The sequence below is a fragment of the Comamonas composti DSM 21721 genome, assembly GCF_000429845.1.
GTDB lineage: Bacteria > Pseudomonadota > Gammaproteobacteria > Burkholderiales > Burkholderiaceae_C > Comamonas > Comamonas composti.
Map to the genome: position 1 here is coordinate 247,185 of NZ_AUCQ01000003.1, position 20,670 is coordinate 267,854.

Consider the following 20,670-nt stretch of genomic DNA (forward strand, 5'->3'; position numbering starts at 1 on the left):
TAGGTCATCACTTCAAACCTGAGTTTCTGGCCATGCAACTGCGTGAAAAATGCGAGTCATTTGCGCGAGCAACCGGAGTCCGAGTCATATGAACAGGCAATACAGCATTCTTGTGGTGGACCAGGCTGCGGAAAGCCTGCGCATGCTGGGCAATGCGCTCGGCGCCGACGGCCATGCGGTGATGGAAGCCAGGAGCGGGCAGGAGGCCCTGCAACTGCTCAAGCGCCGTGTGCCGGACGGGGTGCTGCTGGATGCCTGCATTCCCGGCATGGACGGCTTTGCGCTGTGCCGCGAGATCAGGTCCATGTCGCCCTGGTCCCAGGTGCCTGTGCTGTTCATGACCGATTCGCCGGATACCGAGCAGGTCCTCAAAGGCTTTGCGAGTGGAGGCGTCGACTATGTGCCCAAGCCCGTGCGCCTTCCAGAGGTCCTGGCCAGGCTCGCGACCCATTTGCGCAATGCGCAGGCCATCAGGTTGGCACGTGAAGCCGTGGACCTGGCGGGTCTGGGGGTCGTGGTACTGGATGCCCAGGGGCAGGTCGTCTGGCACTCTCCCCGGGCCGAGCGCTGGCTGACCCAGGCTTTCGAGCAGGATCAGGCCTCAAGCTGGCTGGTGCAGGCCTGGCAGCAAGGCCGGGCGGTGCTGCGGCTGGCGGACGGCAGGCAGTTGCAGGCGCAGTACATGGGGGATTGCGGCCAGGCCGAGCCCATGTTGCTGTTGAGCCTGGCTGATTCCGCAAATGCATCCTGGCTGGAGCAGGTGGCACTGACTCCGCGTGAGGCCGAGGTCCTGTCCTGGCTCAACAAGGGAAAGACCAACCGCGACATTGCGGACATTCTGGGCATGAGCCACCGCACGGTGAGCAAGCACCTCGAACACATCTTCGAGAAGCTGGGTGTCGAAACCCGCACTGCGGCAGCGGCCCTGGCAAGCCAGTTGCTCAAGGCCTGAACATGATTGCGAGCCTGCTTTTAGGCAGCAACAGACCTGGCCGAGGCCGGCAGCCCGAAAACACTGTCGAAGCCCCAGTTGAACACATAGGTGTAGGCCAGAAAGAACATCAGCAACCAGAGCTGCGTGACCATTGCCTCCCACAAGGAGATGCCAAACCACCAGGCCATGAGCGGGATCAACATCAGCGCCAGGCCACCTTCGAAGCCCAGGGCATGGATCACGCGGCGTAGCACGGAGCGGCCCTTGACGCTTTGGCGAGCCTCCCATTTTTCGAACAAATGGTTGAACGTCAGGTTCCAGATGATGGCCAATACAGATGCGGCCACTGCCATGGCGCCAGAGTGGCCGGCACTTTGGCCTATGGCGATGAACAGCAGGCTCGCGGCAATGATGGCAAACAGCTCATACAGGGAAACGAAGACGATTTTGCGCATGGGGCCTTGAAGCCCCTTGTTTTTTTGAAAAGTCATGGGCGCAGTGTATTTCCTTGAAATTGAACGTAAAAGTTATATTCTTTCAGTTTTATTGATAAATGAACTGCGGGCGTCATGGCTTTTCCTGTAGAGCAAGTTGCCTTGTTTCTGGCCGTTCTGGATACGGGCTCGTTTTCGGCCGCAGCCCGTAGGTTGGGGCGTGTGCCTTCGGCCGTGAGCATGGCTGTAGCCCAGCTTGAAGCCGAGCTCGACCTGCAGCTGTTTGATCGCAGCGGGCGCGAGCCCACAGCCACGGCTGAAGCCAGGGCGCTTGAGCCGCTTGCGAGGCAGCTGGCGGCCCAGCTTCAGCAGCTGAATACCCAGGCCCAGGCCTTGAGCCAGGGCCTGGAGACGCGATTGACTCTGGCGATCGCCCCCGAGCTGCTGTCCACGGCTTGGGCTGACGGGTTGTGTCCGCTGGTGGAGGAGTTCCCTGGCCTGACCGTCGAGGTGCTAGCAGCGCCTCAGGCCGATGCGCTGGAGTTGCTGCATGCGGGCCGTGCTCAGCTGGCTCTGGTGTTCGAGCGTCCGGCCTTGGATGGACGTGAGGACTTTCAGGAGATGGGGCAGGAAACCCTGGTGGCCGTGCTGTCGCCCCAGTTCCCGCCCTGGCGCGCGGGCTGCGTTGGCTCGAGTGCACCACGTCTGAGCGTGGACCAGCTGGCGGCTTCCCGCCAAGTGCTGGTTGCCAGCCGTGATCCTTTGCAGACCGATACCCGCTTCGTTTTCTCTCATCAGCAATGGCGCTGCGACAGCCATCAGGCAGCGCTTTCCATGATCAGTGCAGGCCTTGGCTGGGGCTGGCTGCCCAAGGGCCTGGTCGAGCCGCATATCGCAGCAGGCAGCCTGCTTGAGATCCCGCTGCAGAACATCAGCAACGGTACACGCCTGTTCGTCGACTGGGTCTGGTCCAAAGAAAGGCCTCTGGGGCTGGCCGCACAGCGCTTTGTGCAGTTGCTGGGTCATAAAGCACCTGACGGTGCAGGGGTTGCGAGGCGGCGCAAGACCTGAGCTGCGCGCGTTTTCTTGGCCTGTGAGCACGCTCCGGGGATGGGCCGAGCAGGCCCGGCTGTTGTACAAGCCATGTGGTTTGCAGGGTAATGAGATGCCGGCTTGCTCTGCTCAAGAGGGGCTGCAATAGTGGCACTGCACGTTCTGCTAGCTCAAAACAAGCTCTTTTGAAGAGCGAAAACTCAAAGGCGGCCTCATGCTTTTCCATCGTTTCCAGGGGGCGGTGAGCATCTTTTTTTTGTGTCTGTGTCTGTCGGCCTGCGGCGGTGGTGAAAACAGCAGCACTGTGGCGGGCTCCGGCGACGTGGTCAGCGTGTCGCTGGAGACGGCGTGCAGCGGCGATAACGGCGATTCATGCGGGGCTGCGGGTGCGACCAGCTATGCGGGCCAGGGTATCGGTGTGTGGAGCTACAGCAATACCTCGCAAAGCGAGCAATTGGTCTCGGTCTCGCTCAGTGGTTTGGGCAGCAAGCCGGTGACTCTTATCTACACCAATACCGGCGACAGCTATCAACCCATGCCAAGTCTGACGCTGACGCCTCTGTACACGCAGCGCAGCCAGAGTCAGCAGGAGCTGCCGGAAGCGCGGCCATCTGCAGCGGTCAACCGCATTCCTGCGCTGGTGCGCAATTTCAAGCCTCTCCTACCAGCCCTGACCACCGAAGGCGCTCGAAAGCAGGTTTTGGGCGATACGAGCGTCACTCCCCAAGCCATTGGAAGCGAGCGCAGCTGGTATGTCTCCGTTGACGACAACCTGATCCAGAGCCGGCAGGCCACCTTGCGCCGCCAGGCCACGGTGGGCGACCGCACCATCAACCTCTGGCTGGAAAACACCGAATACGGGGCTGACAAGGTCAGTGATGCCATGCTCGATACGCTGCTGGAAAAGGTGGCGAGCGGCAGCAATGCGGTCTATACCCAGGTCTCGGACCTCATCGGTCAGCCCTGGGGTGAGCATGCATACACCTCCTTGATCGCTCCCAGCCAGCCCCTGGATGTGGTTTTCGTCAACTTCGTGCCTGATGGCGCCGCATATGGCTTGTTGGGCTATTTCTGGTCTGCCAACAACTTCAAGAAGGATGCGCAGAACGACTTTCTCAAATACAGCAACGAGTCGCTGTCCGTGTTCATCGATACGGAAACTCTTTATCTGGTCGGTAGCCTGGGCATGACGGACCAGGTCAGCACACTGGCCCATGAGCTGGTTCATGCCGTCAACTTCTATCAGCGCAATGTGCGTCAAGGGTCGAGCTATGCATTCGAAACCTTTCTGGAGGAAATGAGCGCGGTCATGATCGAGGACATTCTTGCGCAGCGCATCACGCCGGGATCGAACTCCGTGAAGGACAGCCGCATCGCCGGCTGGTTCGCCAACCCCGGATTCAACTGCGACTTTGCTTTCTGGATCAACGATGCCGGTGCCCAATGTTTTGGCTACAACCAGGCGGGTAGTCTGGGAGCCTATCTGGTGCGTCAGCATGGTGTGGGCTTTTATCAGAAACTGCTGCAAAACACGTCTTCAAGCAATTCTCTGGACGTGCTGACCAATGCCATTGCGCAGGCTGGAGGGCCTTCGCTTGCGACCACGCTGGAGCGCTGGGCTGCCAACGCGGCCTTGTTGCCGCCTCAGGCGCCGGCCGGCTTTGGCTGGCCGGCGCGCACGGACCAGGGCATCAATCTCGAGGCCATCGATGGCCAGATTTATGCAAGCCTGCGCAATCTCCCGCTCACGGTGCCTAGCTCGCTTGCCCCGCATGGAGGAAGCTTTCCGTTTCAGCGCAGCCCCAACTGGCAAGGGGTCTATGAAGAGCAGTTCAGCCTGCCGCCCGGGGTTGCGCTGACGGCCGTGGTGCAATGATGCACGGGCGGACATGGGTACCGGCCTGGCTGGCGCTCTGGGCCCTGCTTGGTCTTTCAGCGGTCTGTGGTGCATGCAGCAGCCCGCAGCAGCCGGCACAGCAGGACATTCTTTTGCAAGGCCAGGTCTTGCTGCGTGGAAGCGAGCCCCACATCCAGGCCCTGCTGCAGACCCCTGATGGCCAGCTGTGGACGTTGCGCGGCCTGAGCACGGCACAGGCTCTGCAATGGCAGAGGCAAAGCGTTCTGGTTAAGGGGCGGCGACTGGAGGGGAGCGCTCCCAGTAAAGAGCCTGTTGCGGAACCTGCATGGCTGCAGGTGGAGTCGATCCGTGCGCTGGATTGAGGCGCTCACAGCCTGCGGCCGACCCGGTCCGCCCTTTTCATGACCAGGCACGCGATGCCGCGCCTACGAAACGCAGGTCGCACAGCGTGCCCGCAAAGTCGGGGCCTGGGCGGGCTCAGTCGGTGTTGCCTTCAATTCCCAGCACCTTGGCCACGTAGTCGGCATCCTTGTCGCCACGGCCCGAGAGGTTGACGAGGATGTGCTGTTCCCGCGGCAGCCTGGGTGCAGCACGCATGGCCCAGGCCACGGCATGGGCGCTTTCCAGCGCCGGGATGATGCCTTCCACACGTGAGAGCTGCATGAAGGCATCCAGGCACTCCTGGTCGGTCACGGTGTCATAGTCCACGCGCCCCAGGTCCTTGAGATAGCTGTGCTGCGGCCCCACGCCAGGGTAGTCCAGGCCCGAGGCAATGCTGTGCACGGCGGCGGGCACGCCCTCGGCCTCTTCGAGCACATAGCACTTCATACCGTGGATTTCTCCGGGCTTGCCCATGGTCAGCGTGGCTGCATGACGGCCAGGGACATGCGTGCCTTCGCCCGAAGGCTCAACACCCACGAGGCGTACGGATGCATCATCGAGAAAGGCCGTGAACATGCCCATGGCATTGCTGCCGCCACCCACGCAGGCCACCACCTGCTCTGGCAGGCGGCCGTGCCGTGCCTGAAACTGCTCACGCGCCTCGCGGCCTATGACGGACTGGAAGTCGCGCACCATCATGGGAAATGGATGAGGGCCGACCACCGAGCCTATGGCGTAGATGTAGTCCACAGGGTTGGTCAGATATTCTTCAAAGGCGCTGTCCACGGCTTCTTTAAGCGTGGCTGCACCACGTGTCACTGGTACGAGCTTGCAGCCCAGAATGCGCATCTTGGTGACGTTCGGATGCTCTTTTTCCATGTCCACCCGGCCCATGTGGATTTCGCAAGGAATGCCCACCAGGGCGCAGGCCGTGGCCAGGGCCACGCCATGCTGGCCGGCACCGGTCTCGGCAATCACCTTCTTCTTACCCATGAACTTGGCAAGCAGCGCTTCGCCCAGGCAGTGGTTGATCTTGTGTGCTCCAGTGTGGTTGAGATCCTCGCGTTTCAGGTGGATCTGGGCGCCGCCCAGTTGTGAGGACAGGCGCCGGGCATGAAAGATGGGGCTGGGCCGGCCCACATAATCGGCAAACAACTGGGCCAGCTCGTCCTGGAAGTCCTGACGTTGGGCAATCTCCGCATAGGCGGCCGCAATCTCGTCCATGGCCTGCTTGAGATGCGGGGGGACGAGCTGTCCGCCATAAGGACCAAAAAAGCCGTTCGCATCGGGCATGGCGGTTGGGGGCAAGGGCATGGAAGTCTCCGGTTTATGGTTATGAGAAAACAGCGTTCATACCACAAGGCTGGTGCAGTTTCGTGCAGCGCACTCTGGCGTTTGCTTCAAAGGCTGCAGCCTTTTCCAGAGAGCCGACCTGAGGCCTGCATCGGCGCGACGCAGAGTCGGTCATCAACATGTTCCGGAGCGCGTTGCAGAGCAAGACCTTCTGGCAACTCATGAAAAGCAGCCTCGGGATGACTCCTCAATTGCCGAGGGGCCCGCCTTATGTCCGGCCGGACTGCTGCAGCAGTGGGTCTCTGCTTTAATCGAAACACAAATGCAAATCGTTTTCGATTGTGGCGCAAACATCTGCGCGGCTGGCGCAAACCACAGAGAGGGAGGCAGGTGCTGGAATCGACGGTTGTCATGCCGGGCCGTGGTGGCCCGGCGCACTCATGGCCTGGAGTGGGGCCATGCAACAGCGCGTGGAACAGCTATGCAAGCAAAGAAAAAAACGGCAGCGACAGCTGCCTGGGGTCTGAGGGTCGGAGCGGTGACCTTGGCGGGAGCCGCAACAGCGGCATGGGGGCAGCAGGCGCCGCAGGCCGATGCCCAGCTGGAGGCCGTGGTGGTCACGGCCAGCGGGGTGCAGCAGCGCATCAAGGATGCGCCGGCCTCGATCAGCGTGCTCACCCAGGAAGACCTGCAAAAGGGCAACTACCAGTCGGTGGCCGATGCCGTGCGCCATGTGGAGGGCGTGGCCGTGGTCGGGGACGGACCCAACAGCACGGACATCATGATCCGCGGCCTGCCCGGCGAATACACGCTGATCCTCATCGACGGCCAACGCCAGAACACGCGCGAGACCATGAACCGTGGCACCACGGGCGTGCAGGCCAATCTGCTGCCGCCGCTGTCGGCCATCGAGCGCATCGAGGTGGTGCGCGGCCCCATGTCTTCGCTCTATGGTGCCGATGCCATGGGCGGTGTGATCAACATCATCACCAAGAAAGTGCCTGCGCGCTGGAGCGGCAGCGTGGGCGGCTCCGTGACGCTGCAGGGCGACCATGACTACGGCAACACCCGTGCTGGCGAGTTCTGGCTGGGTGGCCCCATCCAAAGCGATGTGCTGGGCCTGCAGGTTTGGGGCAAGACCGAAAACCGCACCGAGGCCGGCAACCATTACCCGGCGGCCGAGAGCGCCTTTGGCCGCGAAAATCGCAGCCTGGGCGCCAAGCTCACGGCGCGGCCCGACAGCCGCCAGGAAATCGTGCTCGACGTGGGTACCGAAGACACCACCACCGAAACCACACCGGGCCGCTCCATCCTGCCCAGCCAGAGCTGGAGCAAGACGCGCCATACGCGCGAGCACTACGGCATCACCCACAACGGACGCTGGAGTTTTGGCCAGAGCAAGCTGGCGCTGTACCGCGAAGTGGGCAAGAACGAGAGCTGGCCCCAAGACCAGAACTACAGCCAGCGCGAGGTGACCAACACCACCCTGGATGGCAATCTGACCCTGCCCGTGTCCAACCACCTGGTGCGGCTGGGCGGGCAGTACCAGCGCGTGGCCCTGGATGGCATCCGCAACGAGGCCACGGTGGGCGGCTACCCGGTCAACCTCAACAGCGTGACGCTGAACAACTATGCGCTGTTCCTGGAAGACGACTGGCTGCTGACCGAGCGCCTGACCCTCACCGGCGGCGTGCGCATGGACGATGACGAACGCCACGGTCGTCACTGGTCACCGCGCCTGTATGGCGTCTACCATGCCAGCGATGCGCTCACGCTGCGCGGTGGCGTGACCACGGGCTTCAAGGCCCCCTCCATACGCCAGAGCACGGCCGGCTATTGCATGAGCACGGGTGGTAACTCGGGCTTCCGTGGCCCGCTGTGCGGCAACCCCGACCTCAAGCCCGAAACCAGCACCACCCAGGAGCTGGGCCTGGGCTATGAATGGGCGCCGGCCAGCCGTTTCACGGCCACGCTGTTCAACACCAATTTCAAAAACAAGGTGGTGAGCTTCGACACCGGCAAGCCCGATCCTCTGAATCCCAACGTCGCCAACCAGCATCTCTATGTCTACGACAATGTGGACAAGGTGCGCATACGCGGCCTGGAAATGGGCCTGCAGCTGCCACTGGCCAAGACCTTGAGCCTCAACGCCAACTACACCTACACCCAGTCGCGCCGCAAGGGCGGCACGGAGACGGCGTTCGACGGCTCCTCGCTGGACGGCAAGCCGCTGGAAAAAACGCCCAAGCACATGCTCAACGCCCAGCTGGACTGGCAGGCCACGGAACGCCTGACCACCTTTGCGCGTCTGAACTTCATGGGCAAGGCCTCTTACGCGGGTTTCCGCAACGGCGCACGCGGCGTACGTGAGCGCGGCAGCTCGGCCACGCTGGACCTGGGCGGCAGCTACCAACTGGTCAAGGATGTGTCGCTGCGCTTTGCCCTGCTCAACCTCACGGATCGCAAGGTGCCGGTGGACCTGCGCGAGCGCAACACCGGCCTGAGCGGCAACTGGATGGCGGATGAGGGCCGACGCCTGTGGGTCGGCGTCAACGCCAGCTTCTAAGAACGTGTTTACGATCTCCTCGGTGCCGCGCCAGTGTCTGTGCGGGATGGGATACAAGGCGCGATACCGCAGCAATAGCCGTGCTATTGCGAGGATTCGCAACGCTGTAGACCACCCGCAAAGACACTGCCCCAAAGGGTTGGAGCGAAATCGGGCTATTTTCTAGCGCTGTGGCTTGCTTGCACCCCGGTGCAAGCTGCGCCCCATCGCTTTGAGCTCATCCCGATTGCGCTCCAACGCGGCAGCGTAGAGATCGTAAACACGTTCTAAGCCATCCCAATCTATGGAGAAAGAATGGAAACGACATTGCTGAAAGCCCAGACCGTGGTGCTGCAGGAAAGCGCCGGGCAGGTCCTGGCGCATATCGTGGAACACATGCAAGAGCACGACCTGGCCGTACGCCAGGAGGGCGAGCTCTGGCTGGTGGACTACGAGCAGGGCCAAGGCATTCTGTGGCACGAAGCAGACGGTGTGCATGCGATTGCCAAGGCGCCCAGCATGGAGGCTTTGCAGGACATGAAGCTCATGCTGGCCCACCTGATTTTGGAGGCCTCGGGCGCTGCCGACGAGTCGCTGGCATGGGAAGGTGATGGCGCGGCCCTGCAACGCCCGCCGGCCTTCAGGCTGCTCACGGTGCTGCAGGTGCGTGACCTGACCCCGCATATGCGGCGCGTGCGCTTTGGCTGCGACGACCTGGCGCGCTATGCCCAGGACGCCAACATCCACTGCAAGCTGTTGTTTCCCCAGCCGGGCGAGCAAGCGCCCGAATGGCCCACGCTGTCGGCCAGCGGCATGCTCAAGCTGCCCCAGGGCAGCAAGCGCCTGGACATGCGCACCTACACCATACGGGCCATCGATGGCGCTGCGGGCTGGCTGGATGTGGACTTTGTGCTGCACGAAGACGCCGGCCCCGGATCGGCCTGGGCTGCCAACGCCCAGCCAGGGCAGCTGGTGGGCATGAGCGGTCCGGGCGGCCGCACGGCCACACCTGCCGACTGGATGCTGCTGGCCGCCGACGATACCGGCCTGCCCGCCATGCTGCGTGTGGCCGCCAGCCTGCCGGCCCATGTCTGCGGCCATGTGTTTGCGGAAGTGCAGGACGGGCGCGACGAGCAAGCCGTTGTCGCCCCTCCAGGCCTGCAATGGCACTGGCTGCACCGTGGCCAGGCCAGGGCCGGCTCATTGCTGCTGCCCGCGCTGCGCAGCGTGGCCTGGCCCGCCCAAGGAGAGGGTGAAGGTCACAGCCGCTTTGTCTGGGCCGCAGGCGAGTTCGAGGCCGCCCAATCCATACGCCAATGGGCGCGTGATGAGTGCGGCCTCGAAAAAGGGGAGCAACTGGTCGTCGCGTACTGGCGCCAGGGGATGAGCGAGGCAGAGTTCAAGCAGGGCTCATGAGCTGCGGCCTGGCATGGGCGTTGAAAACAAGGCGGCCCGTGCTTTTCAGCACGGGCCGCCGGCTTTCTTCAGAGAGCCGGCGGCAGTAGCCGGCTCTTTTGCATCGATCCTCAGGGCTGGGAGCGGGCCTCGGGCAGCTCGATCTTGACCTCGAGCACTTCGAGGTTGTCCTGGCGTTCGAGCTGGACCTTGATGTCATCGGGATTGATATCCACATATTTGGAGATTACCGCCATCAGCTCTTTTTGCAGAGCCGGCAGGTAGTCGGGGCTGCCGAGATTGCCCACGCGCTCGCGCGCCAGAATGATCTGCAGACGCTCCTTGGCCACAGAGGCCGTCTTCTTTTTTTCTCCCAGCAGAAAAGACAACATGGACATGGGCACTTACCTCCCGCCGAAGATGCGCTTGAAGAAGCCGGGTTTCTGGGCTTCGGTGAAGCGCATGGGCTTTTCTTCACCAAGAAAGCGGGCCACCACATCGTCATAGGCCTCGGCTACGTCCGATCCCTCCATGTGGATGGCGGGAATGCCCTGGTTCGAGGCCTGGAGCACGGTTTCGGATTCTGGGATCACGCCAATCAGCGGGATCCGCAGGATGTCCTGGATATCCTCCAGCGACAGCATTTGCCCGTCCTGAACACGGTTCGGGTTGTAGCGCGTGATCAGCAAATGCTCCTTGATGGAGCCCTCACCGGCGATGGCGCGTGCGGTCTTGGAACTCAGCATGCCCAGGATACGATCCGAGTCGCGCACCGAGGACACTTCAGGGTTGGTCACCACCAGGGCCTCGTCGGCAAAGTGCATGGCCACCAGGGCCCCGCTCTCTATGCCGGCGGGGGAGTCGCAGATGATGTATTCGAAGTCCATGGCTGCGAGGTCGTCGAGGATCTTCTTCACGCCCTCCTGGGTCAGGGCTTCCTTGTCCCGTGTCTGCGAGGCTGCCAGAACGAACAGGTTCTCGCACTGCTTGTCCTTGATCAGGGCCTGGTGCAGGTTGGCCTCGCCCTGTATGACGTTGATGAGGTCGTAGACCACGCGGCGTTCGCAGCCCATGATCAGATCCAGATTGCGCAGGCCCACGTCGAAATCGATAACAGCGGTCTTGTGTCCGCGCAGGGCCAGGCCCGAGGCGAAGCTGGCACTGGTGGTGGTCTTTCCCACACCTCCCTTGCCGGAGGTCACGACGACGATTTTGGCCATGTTTGCAGGGTTCCTTAAAGGCTTTACAGGGGTTGTTCGGTGCCGGTTCACACCGGCTCGATGAGGATCTTCTCGCCATCGAGCCTGACCTTGGCGGCCTTGCCCGCGAGCTCCGGGGGCAGGTCGGTCTCGATTGTGCGATAGATCCCCGCAATGGACAGAAGCTGCGGTTGCATGCAGGTGCTGAAGATGCGCGCCTCGGTATTGCCGCGCGCCCCGGCCACGGCCCTGCCGCGCAGTGGGGCGTACACATGCACATTCCCGTCGGCGATGACTTCTGCCCCATAGCTGACCATGGCAAGCACCACGATGTCGGTACCGCGCGCATAAACGCGCTGGCCGGAGCGCAATGGCTTGTCTACGATGAGTGCATCGGCCGGGGGGGCCGAAACTTCGCGCACCACCTCGATCTCGCGCACCACTTCCTGCACCTCGGGTGCGGGCCGTGCGGCGGGCGCCTGAGGCACGCTGGTGAGCCCTGCTGCGCGGGCGGCCTGCATTTGCGCAAGGCTTCCTCCGCGTACGGCCACGGGCACGGTGTGGTGAAGGCGCAGCGCATCCACAAGCACCGCAAAGTCTATGTCCTCCTCGGCTTCGCTGACATGACTCAGATCTATCAGGACCGGATCGTTGTCGAAGAAGTCCGGGTCATCGGCAAGTCGCTGGGCCAGGTCGGCGACGAGTACGCGCACGTCCGTATCCCGCAGCGTCACGGCCAGAACGGGCAGTTGCGCGCTCTTGAGGTCAAAGCTGGGGCGCGTCGCGCCGGTCTGATCAAAAGCCATGGGTGGACAAAGGCGCTTTGAGGGCGCTCGATAAAGATCGGCAAAGTGTACCCGCCTCGGCCAAGGCCGCTGCTCCAGGCGGGTACCGCAGCTGGTCGTGGCTGCACCATTCAGATGTTCGCGCAGGCGGGGCTGGCGCAGGCCCGCGCCTGAGGCAAGAGGGCGCGGGCAGGAGGCTGGCCTCTTCTTGCCCGCAGCGTGCGGCGTCTCAGGCTGAGGCCGCCTTATCCCTGCGCTGCTGGTGGGCTTGAGCAAAGCCCTGGTACCAGTCCAGGCAGCCGGGGTTGGCCATGGCCTCCTTGTTCACGACCTTGTCCAGCGGCTGGCCGAGCATGAGCTTCTTGATCGGCAGCTCCTGCTTCTTGCCGCTGAGCGTGCGCGGGATCTCCGCCACTTGGACGATCTCGTCGGGCACGAAGCGCGGCGACAAGGCTTGGCGTATGGCTGCGTTGAGGCGCGCGCGCAAGCCTTCGTCGAGCTCGAAGCCCGGGCGCAGCACCACGAACAAGGGCATATAGCTTTCGCGCCCCAGGTATTCGAGGTCAACGACCATGGAATCCAGCACCTCGGGCAGGCCTTCGACGGCGCTGTAGATCTCGCTGGTGCCCATGCGCAGACCATGGCGGTTGATGGTGGCGTCGCTGCGGCCGTAGATGATGCAGCCGCCGTCGGGCAGGACGCGTATCCAGTCGCCATGGCGCCAGACCGGACCCATCTCGGGGCCGGCATCTCCGCCGCCGGGCTTTCTGCCATGGCCTGCGGGGTACATGTCAAAGTAGCTGGACAGATAGCGCTTGCCGTCGGCATCGCCCCACAGGAACAGGGGCATGGAGGGGATGGGCTGGGTGCAGACCAGCTCGCCCACTTCATCGATCACGCTCTCGCCCTTGTCGTTCCAGGCCTCCACGGCTGCTCCCAACTGGCGGCACTGCATGATGCCGGGCCGTTGTGGCAGCTCGCGGTGGCCACCGATGAAGGCGCCTGCAAAGTCGGTTCCGCCGGAGAGGTTGTTCCACCAGATGTCCTGGCCAGCCCGAATTTTTCTGAATTGCAGCGTGCCCCATTCCTGGACTTCGGGCGACAGTGGCGAGCCCGTACTTCCCAGGCCGCGTATGCGCGAAAGGTCGCCGCAACTGCTGAGGTCCAGGCCGGCCTTCATGCAGCCTGCATAAAAGGCTGCGCCCGAGCCAAAGCTGGTCACGCCGGTCTCGGCCGCCATGCGCCACAGCACGCCCCAGTCGGGCTTTTCCTTGCTGCCGCCGGGACTGCCGTCGAAGATCACGCAGGTCGTGCCGCCCAGAAGACCCGAGACCTGGGCATTCCACATCACCCAGCCCGTGGAGCTGTACCAGTGGTAGCGCTCCCCCCAACTGTTGGGGTCGTAGCTGCAGCCCACGTCGTTGTGCAGCGCCTTGAGCTCCAGGGCCACGAGCACCATGCCGCCATGGCCGTGGACGATGGGCTTGGGCAGGCCCGTGGTGCCGCTGGAGTAGACGATCCACAGCGGGTGGTCGAACGGCAGCCAATCGGGCTCGAAGGCCGAAACATCGGCATCATTTCTGGCTGTAACGCTTGTGTAGTCAGCGGTATCAGCTATCTTTTTGGATGCATCGAGGTTGTTTACCTGCACCACGTGTTCGAGGCTGGGCAGGCCGGAGCGCAGCTCGGCGAGCACGCTGCTGCGGTCGAGGTCGCGCCATGCATAGTGCACGCCATCGACGGCGATCAAGGCCTTGGGCGCTATCTGGCGGAAGCGGTCGAGAACGGCATTCGTGCCCATGTCGGGGGCGCAGACGCTCCAAACTGCACCCAGGCTGGCCGTGGCCAGAAAGGCGACCATGGTCTCTGGAATATTCGGCATGTAGGCGGCCACTCGGTCACCCCGGCCCACACCCTGGGCACGCAGATGCAGGGCCAGGGCTGCGACCTGGCGGCGCAGCTCGGGCCAGGAGAGCTCGCGGTGCAGACCTTGCTCGTTGCGGCTGATCACGGCCGGCATGCCCGCTGCATGGGCGGGGTCTACATGGCGCAGCACCTGGCGTGCGTAGTTCACCTGAGCGCCGGGGAACCACTGTGCGCCGGGCATGGTATTGCGCGCCAGCACGGCCGTATGCGGCGTGGGCGACTGCATGTTGTTGTAGTCCCAGATGCTTTGCCAGAAGGCATCGAGATCGGTGACCGACCAGCGCCACAGCGCGTCGTAGCTGTCGAAGGTCAGGCCATGCTTTTCACGCAGCCAGTCCTGGTAGAGGCGGATTTGAGGAATGTAGGCAGGAGTAGAGCTCATGGGCGGCCACGGTACGCTCAAGCGGCACGTCAGCCCAGAGGGGAAAGCCATTAGGCAGCCACCTTGGCGACAATGAGGTGCTCGCTTGAGCCAGTGCAAGCCCCGGTGGCCGGGCCGGCGTCACAATGGCCGCAGCCTTTTGTACTCGACCTCTCTTGTTCTCTACCAATGCCCATGCACGCTGATGTCCTCATCGTGGGCGCGGGGCCCGCAGGGCTTTCGCTTGCCATCTCCCTGGCCCAGGCCGGACTCCAGGTCACCGTGATCGAGCAGCAGTCTCTTGAGGCGTTGCAGCAGCCCCGGCCCGACGGACGGGAGATCGCCCTGACCCATCCCAGCGTGCAGACGCTGGAGCGTTTGGGCAGTTGGCAAGGGCTGCAGACCCATGAGGTGAGCCGCATCCGCGAGGCCCAGGTCCACGACGGTCCCGTCGGCCAGCGTCCGATGCTGGCCATCGAGGCCACGGGCAGCGGCCTCGCGCAACTCGGCTATATCGTGCCCAACCATGCGTTGCGCCGCACGGCCTGGGAGGTGGCCAGCCGCACACCGGGCGTGCAGATCGTGACCGGGGCCCAGGTTACGGGCGTGAGCCTCCACTCCTCCCATGGCGAGGTGCGCCATGCGCGCACCGATCAGCATGGCAGGCGTAGCGAAGCCGCGCCGCTGAAGGCTGCGCTGGTGGTGGCTGCGGACAGCCGCTTTTCCGCCATGCGCCGCATGCTGGGCGTGGGGGCGCAGATGACGGATTTCGGCCGCACGGTCATCGTCTGCCGTCTCTCGCACAGCCTGGCTTTGCAGGACGTGGCTCATGAGTGCTTTGGCTACGAACGCACCCTGGCCATACTGCCGGTCCAGCCCGACCTCGCTACCGGGGAGCTGCTGTGCTCGGCCGTGATCACCACCGACTCGGCCGATGCCCAGCAACTGCTGGAACTCGCTCCCGAGGAGTTCGCAGCCCACGTGGAGCGTGAGTTCCGCGGGCGTCTTGGTCCCATGGCCCTGGTCGGCGAGCGCCACAGCTACCCGCTGGTCGCCACCTACGCCCATCGTTTCAGCGGAGCGCGCTGGGCCTTGTTGGGCGATGCCGCCGTGGGCATGCACCCGGTCACGGCCCATGGCTTCAACCTGGGCCTGTCCGGGGTGGAGCGTCTGACTGCTGCAGTGCAGGCTGCGCGCCAGGCCGGTCAGGACTGGAGCAGCGCTCCGGTGCTGGAGCGCTATGCCCGGGACCATCATCGCCATGCCTTGCCGATTTTTGCAGGCACGAATGCCGTGGTGAAGCTCTATACCGATGCCCGGCCCCTGCCCAGGCTGGCACGCCAGGCCGTGCTGCAGGTCTCGCGTCACCTGCCGCCGCTCAAGGCTGCGATTGCAGCCCAGCTCACGGGGCGCAGCCCCTGGCCCATGATGCGAGCGCAACTGCCAGGGGCATTGGGCAAGACCATGTCCTCAAATGGAAAGTGCTGAGCGTCGACCATCCTCAAACCCACTAATATCGCGCTAATTTTTTGAGGAGCGCTTCCAAATGGGGTTTTTTCAATGGACGGAGAAGTCCGCCGACCAGTTGCAGTCGGGCGGCGTCATAGGGCCGGACGAGCGTCTGCCCTGGCCGCAGACCGGACTCATGGGCATACAGCACGTGATCGCCATGTTCGGCTCCACGGTGCTGGCGCCGATTCTCATGGGCTTCGACCCCAACGTGGCCGTGCTCATGAGCGGCATAGGTACGCTGATCTTTTTTCTGATCACCGGCGGCAAGGTGCCCAGCTATCTGGGCTCGTCCTTTGCGTTCATCGGCGTGGTGATCGCGGCCACGGCCTATGGTGGCACGGGCCCCAACACCAACATTCCCGTGGCCCTGGGCGGCATCATCGCCTGCGGCGCGGTCTACATGCTGATCGGCTTCATCGTGCAGGTCGTGGGCACAGGCTGGATAGAGCGCTTCATGCCGCCCGTGGTCACGGGGGCCGTGGTGGCCGTGATCGGCCTGAACCTGGCTGCCATTCCCGTGAAGAACATGGCTGCCAATAACTTCGAGGCCTGGATGCAGGCCCTGACCTTTGTCTGTGTGGGCCTGGTGGCCGTGCTCACGCGCGGCATGGTGCAGCGTCTGCTGATTCTCGTCGGTCTGGTCGTGGCCAGCCTGCTCTATGCGCTGTTCACCAATGGCCTGGGCTGGGGCAAGGCCGTGGATCTGGCGGGCGTGATGAATGCACCCTGGTTCGGCCTGCCCCAGTTCCATGCCCCGGTGTTCAGCGCGCCGGCCATGGTGCTGATCGTGCCCGTGGTCATCATTCTCGTGGCCGAGAACCTGGGCCACATCAAGGCCGTGACGGCCATGACGGGCAAGAACCTGGACCAGTACATGGGCCGAGCCTTCATCGGCGACGGCGTGGCCACCATGGTCAGTGGTGCAGCTGGCGGCACGGGCGTCACCACCTATGCCGAGAACATCGGCGTGATGGCCGCCACGCGCATTTATTCGACGGCCGTCTTCCTCGTGGCCGCCGTGCTGGCCGTGCTGCTGGGCTTTTCACCCAAGTTCGGCGAGCTCATCAAGGCCATTCCCCTGCCCGTGATGGGCGGCGTCTCCATCGTGGTCTTCGGGCTGATTGCCGTGGCTGGCGCCAAGATCTGGGTCGACAACAAGGTCGATTTTTCGCAGAACAAGAACCTCATCGTGGCCGCCATCACGCTGATCCTGGGAACGGGAGACTTCACGCTCAAGTTCGGCGACTTTGCGCTGGGCGGTATCGGAACCGCGACCTTTGGCGCCATCATCCTGTATGCCTTGCTCAATCGCCCGGGTGAAGATGGCCCTTCGCAAGCCGGGCATTGATTTTTGACCAGGGGAAAACCCTTTACGGGAAAACCCGTGATCTTGTTTCGAGGCTGTTACCATTGCGGCCCGGAGAAATACACCGCCTTTCGGGGCGGTTTTTTTTAGACCCGGTCGCCATGCATGGATGCCGGGCCCTCAGTCGGAGTCTTCCATGTCCCTTGCAGACCGCGTACGTTTTCCCGAGTTTCTGTCCCGTGCCATGACGGCCCAGCAGGCCGCCGCCCTGATTCCTCATGGCGTCAATGTGGGCATGAGCGGCTTTACCGGGGCAGGTTATCCCAAGGCCTTGCCTCAGGCCATTGCCGAGCATGCGAGGCAGGAGCATGCCCAGGGGCGGCCCTACAAGATCAATGTCTGGACCGGGGCTTCGACTGCGGCCGAGTGCGACGGCGTGCTGGCCGAAGCGCAGGCCGTCGCCCAGCGTCTGCCCTTCAATACCGACCCCAAGGCCCGTCAGGCGGTGAATGCCGGCGAGATCGACTTCATCGACATGCACCTGTCGCATGTGGCCCAGCATGCCTGGTTCGGCTTTTTGGGACCGATGAACGTGGCCGTGATCGAGGTGCTGGGTGTGACGGCCGACGGCCTGCTGATTCCCTCCACGGCCGTGGGCAACAACAAGACCTGGCTGGAGATTGCGGACAAGGTCATCCTCGAGGTCAACACCAAGCCGCCGGGCAAGATGGAGGGCATGCACGACATCTACTACGGCACGGCGATTCCGCCGCGGCGCATGCCCATCAACATGACCCATGCGGATGACCGCATCGGCGATGCCTATCTCAAGGTCGATCCGGCCAAGGTGATTGCCGTGGTCGAGACCCACAAGGGCGACCGCGACAACGTGTTTGCGGTGCCCGACGAGAACTCCAACAGGATTGCGGCCTACATCATTGATTTTCTCTCCCACGAGATGAGGATGGGCCGTCTGCCCAAGGACATGCTGCCGATTCAGTCGGGTGTGGGCAATGTGGCCAATGCGGTGCTCGCAGGTCTTTTGACCGGGCCGTTCGAGAACCTGCTGGGCTTTACCGAAGTGCTGCAGGACGGCATGCTGGACCTGCTGCGCGCGGGCAAGATGCGCAAGGCCTCGGCCACGTCGATCTCGCTGTCTGCCCCTGCCTACAAGGACTTCGAGGACAACATCGACTTCTATCGCGAGCGCATCATCCTGCGCCCCCAGGAGATCAGCAACCATCCCGAGCTTGTACGGCGTCTGGGCGTGATCGCCATGAACTCCATGATCGAAGCCGACATTTACGGCAACATCAACTCCACCCACCTCATGGGCTCGGCCATGATGAATGGCATAGGCGGCTCGGGCGACTTTGCGCGCAACGGCTATCTGTCCTTCTTTGTTACCCCCTCGGTGGCCAAGAATGGCGCCATCAGCTGCATCGTGCCCATGTGCTCGCATGTGGACCACACCGAACACGATACGCAGATCATCGTCACCGAGCAGGGGCTGGCGGATCTGCGCGGCCTGGCGCCGCGCCAGCGGGCCAGGGTCATCATCGAGCGCTGTGCCCACCCGGATTACCGGCCCATGCTTGAGGACTATCTGGAGCGCGCCCAGCGCAAGGGCCCGCAGCATACCCCGCATATCCTGACCGAGGCCCTGAGCTGGCATCAGCGGTTTGTGGATACGGGGAGCATGAAAGCCCCCTGAGTCGCTTCGCGCCTTCCCCCGCTCTCTTCGGGCGGGGGGACAGCAGCCTCGCGGCGGGGCGGCCCTTGCTCGCTGCCTCTGGTGTTGCGGCGCGCCAGTTTTTGAGGCAGCGCGCAGCTATGTCCGACCGGGGACAAGCCTTTCCCCCGTGGGTACGCGACGCTGACACCCCTGGCTGGCCTGCTTCTTGGGCCTGCCATTCCACGTTGTGGGACGGTGAGGCTGTCGCCTGTGCGCTGCGCGGGGATCTGCAAACCGGGCATGATGCCTTGATTGCTCCCAACGAATCCGTTTTATGTCGATCTGGAAAAAGCCCATCAGCGTGGAGGCGCTCAACGCCCATAGCGCCAATACCGCCGTCAGCCATCTTGGCATCGAGATCACCGAAATCGGTGACGACTTTGTCTGCGGCCGCGTACCTGTGGACGAGCGCACACGCCAGCCGTTCGGCCTGCTGCACGGCGGCGTCAGCGTCGTGCTGGCCGAGACCCTGGGCTCGCTGGGCGCCTACTATTCAAGTCCCGAAGGCCATACGGCCGTGGGTCTGGACATCAATGCCAACCATTTGCGCTCGGCGCGCAGCGGCTGGGTCACGGCCAAGGCAAGTGCCGTGCACATAGGGCGCACCACCCAGGTCTGGCAGATCGACATGAGCAACGAGGCTGGTGAGCTGACCTGTGTCTCGCGCATCACGATGGCGGTTCTCGCCCCCCGATAGCCGCAAGGCATTTACCCGGGCGGCTCCATCTTGCCGGCCTCTTGCAGCAGCCAGCTTCTGAGTGCCCTGGCCAGCAGGCCGCTGCGCTGGCCGCGCGGGCGCAGCAGCCAGTAGCTGCGCGCCGTATACAGAGGACGCTCAAAAGGGCGCACCAGGGCACCCGTCTGCAGCTCGTCCTGCAGAAAATGCCATTGGCCCATGGCCACGCCCAGGCCGTGCACGGCAGCCTGCCAGGTCAGCATGGAAGCATTGAACACCATGCGCTCGGCCTGCTCTGCCTGGTTCTGCAAGTCGTTGGACTGCAGCCAGTCATCCCAATCGTGGGCATGGTATTTGGAGACCAGCAATCGCTGGCCGAGCAGCTCGGTGGCCGGCCTGCCTGCGGAGCGCAGGCGCTCGAGCAGCACGGGTGAGCAAACGGGATCCAGGCATTCGGCAAACAGGGCATCGGCATGCAGGCCCGGTTGGCGCAGGACTTCGTCACCGGCCAGTTGTATGGCCATGTCCACGGGATCGCGCTCGAAGTTCACGGCCGGCACCAGGCGATGAATGCGCACATCCTTGCCAGGATGGCGTGCGAGAAACTGCGGCAGGCGCGGAATCAGCCACTTGGCCGAGAAGGTGGAGTACACACCCACGCGCACCACTTCTTCATCGGGCTTGTGCCACAACTGCTCGGTGGCTGTGGCAATGGCGGCAAATGCAGGCACGATCTGCGCGGCATAGCGCTGGCCGACCTCGGTCAGGGAGACGCCCTGGCGCTCGCGCACAAACAACTCCACCCCGAAGTACTCCTCGAGTGCCGTGATCTGGCGGCTCACGGCTGACTGGGTCACATGCAACTGCGCCGCTGCCGCAGTCAGGTTTCCCGTGCGGGCCACGACCTCGAAGGTGTGCAGGGGATTGAGGGGAGGGATGCGCCGCGCCAAACCGAAGTCCTGTGATGAGAGCTGCCGGCACGGCCTGGGGCACATCGCTGCCCTGCTTGGCGGTCAAGCAGTACCGTCAAGCAGGGCGTCTTGTCCTCGTCGTAAACCTGGGGGTTTATCTCGCCGTGTCAGCCGCCTGGTCAGACGCTGTCGAGCGCTGCCCTGCTTGCTGTGGTGTCAGACCAGGTATGCGCTTTGCTCATGCCTGGAACTCAAATGGAAGTTTACCCATTGGGCAAGCCTTCCCACAATCCACACATCCCAGCCACTCGGGCTTTGTTTTTCGCTTCTGCTTTTTTGCACATGTCTCATCTCGAACCATCCTTT

The 20,670-nt window shown here is 63.3% G+C and carries 16 protein-coding genes; 9 read left to right on the forward strand and 7 right to left on the reverse strand.

The window, feature by feature from the left end; translation table 11 throughout:
* The first annotated feature begins 49 nt into the window (after positions 1-49).
* Entirely contained in the window at positions 50-952 is a 903-nt protein-coding gene (locus tag G486_RS0104460; RefSeq protein WP_027014452.1) for a response regulator, read from the forward strand.
* A 20-nt stretch (positions 953-972) separates the two neighbouring features.
* On the opposite strand, the gene G486_RS0104465 is transcribed toward G486_RS0104460, so the two are convergent.
* A complete protein-coding gene (locus tag G486_RS0104465) occupies positions 973-1,425 on the reverse strand; it encodes a PACE efflux transporter (protein ID WP_027014453.1) in 453 nt (150 codons plus the stop codon).
* A 78-nt stretch (positions 1,426-1,503) separates the two neighbouring features.
* Here G486_RS0104465 and G486_RS0104470 point away from each other — a divergent pair, with 78 nt between their 5' ends.
* Both G486_RS0104470 and G486_RS0104475 read left to right on the forward strand, forming a co-directional pair.
* Entirely contained in the window at positions 1,504-2,439 is a 936-nt protein-coding gene (locus tag G486_RS0104470; protein WP_027014454.1) for a LysR family transcriptional regulator, read from the forward strand.
* 196 nt (positions 2,440-2,635) lie between these two features.
* Positions 2,636-4,297, forward strand: coding sequence for a M30 family zinc metallopeptidase (locus tag G486_RS0104475; RefSeq protein ID WP_027014455.1), 1,662 nt, complete (start codon positions 2,636-2,638; stop codon positions 4,295-4,297).
* Positions 4,298-4,756: 459 nt separating this feature from the next.
* On the opposite strand, the gene trpB is transcribed toward G486_RS0104475, so the two are convergent.
* On the reverse strand, positions 4,757-5,974 hold the full coding sequence (trpB, locus tag G486_RS0104485; protein WP_027014456.1) for a tryptophan synthase subunit beta: 1,218 nt from the start codon (positions 5,972-5,974) through the stop codon (positions 4,757-4,759).
* Positions 5,975-6,497: 523 nt separating this feature from the next.
* On the opposite strand from trpB, the gene G486_RS21535 reads away from it, so the two are divergent.
* Together G486_RS21535 and G486_RS0104495 are read left to right on the forward strand one after the other, a co-directional pair.
* A complete protein-coding gene (locus tag G486_RS21535; protein WP_034386680.1) occupies positions 6,498-8,519 on the forward strand; it encodes a TonB-dependent receptor domain-containing protein in 2,022 nt (673 codons plus the stop codon).
* A 294-nt stretch (positions 8,520-8,813) separates the two neighbouring features.
* A complete protein-coding gene (locus G486_RS0104495; RefSeq protein ID WP_034386607.1) occupies positions 8,814-9,914 on the forward strand; it encodes a siderophore-interacting protein in 1,101 nt (366 codons plus the stop codon).
* 110 nt (positions 9,915-10,024) lie between these two features.
* On the opposite strand, the gene minE is transcribed toward G486_RS0104495, so the two are convergent.
* From minE to G486_RS0104515, 4 genes are all read right to left on the reverse strand, one after another.
* Positions 10,025-10,291 carry a cell division topological specificity factor MinE gene (gene minE / locus G486_RS0104500; RefSeq protein ID WP_027014458.1) on the reverse strand — a complete coding sequence of 89 codons (267 nt, stop codon included), beginning with the start codon at positions 10,289-10,291 and terminating at the stop codon, positions 10,025-10,027.
* 6 nt (positions 10,292-10,297) lie between these two features.
* Complete coding sequence (gene minD / locus G486_RS0104505) at positions 10,298-11,113, reverse strand: septum site-determining protein MinD (protein ID WP_027014459.1); 816 nt, start codon at positions 11,111-11,113, stop codon at positions 10,298-10,300.
* 47 nt (positions 11,114-11,160) lie between these two features.
* Positions 11,161-11,898: a septum site-determining protein MinC gene (gene minC / locus G486_RS0104510; protein ID WP_027014460.1), complete on the reverse strand. Its 738-nt coding sequence runs from the start codon at positions 11,896-11,898 to the stop codon at positions 11,161-11,163.
* 208 nt (positions 11,899-12,106) lie between these two features.
* Positions 12,107-14,185, reverse strand: coding sequence for an acetoacetate--CoA ligase (locus tag G486_RS0104515; protein ID WP_027014461.1), 2,079 nt, complete (start codon positions 14,183-14,185; stop codon positions 12,107-12,109).
* Between the two features lie 168 nt (positions 14,186-14,353).
* On the opposite strand from G486_RS0104515, the gene ubiM reads away from it, so the two are divergent.
* From ubiM to G486_RS0104535, 4 genes are all read left to right on the forward strand, one after another.
* Positions 14,354-15,652, forward strand: coding sequence for a 5-demethoxyubiquinol-8 5-hydroxylase UbiM (ubiM, locus tag G486_RS21540; protein WP_051303124.1), 1,299 nt, complete (start codon positions 14,354-14,356; stop codon positions 15,650-15,652).
* Between the two features lie 58 nt (positions 15,653-15,710).
* Positions 15,711-17,024 (forward strand): solute carrier family 23 protein, encoded by a 1,314-nt coding sequence (locus G486_RS0104525; protein ID WP_027014462.1) that lies wholly within the window; start codon positions 15,711-15,713, stop codon positions 17,022-17,024.
* A gap of 154 nt (positions 17,025-17,178) precedes the next feature.
* Positions 17,179-18,696: an acetyl-CoA hydrolase/transferase family protein gene (locus tag G486_RS0104530; RefSeq protein ID WP_027014463.1), complete on the forward strand. Its 1,518-nt coding sequence runs from the start codon at positions 17,179-17,181 to the stop codon at positions 18,694-18,696.
* Positions 18,697-18,991: 295 nt separating this feature from the next.
* Complete coding sequence (locus G486_RS0104535; RefSeq protein WP_027014464.1) at positions 18,992-19,414, forward strand: hotdog fold thioesterase; 423 nt, start codon at positions 18,992-18,994, stop codon at positions 19,412-19,414.
* Between the two features lie 11 nt (positions 19,415-19,425).
* On the opposite strand, the gene G486_RS0104540 is transcribed toward G486_RS0104535, so the two are convergent.
* A complete protein-coding gene (locus G486_RS0104540) occupies positions 19,426-20,343 on the reverse strand; it encodes a LysR substrate-binding domain-containing protein (RefSeq protein ID WP_027014465.1) in 918 nt (305 codons plus the stop codon).
* Positions 20,344-20,670 lie beyond the last annotated feature (327 nt).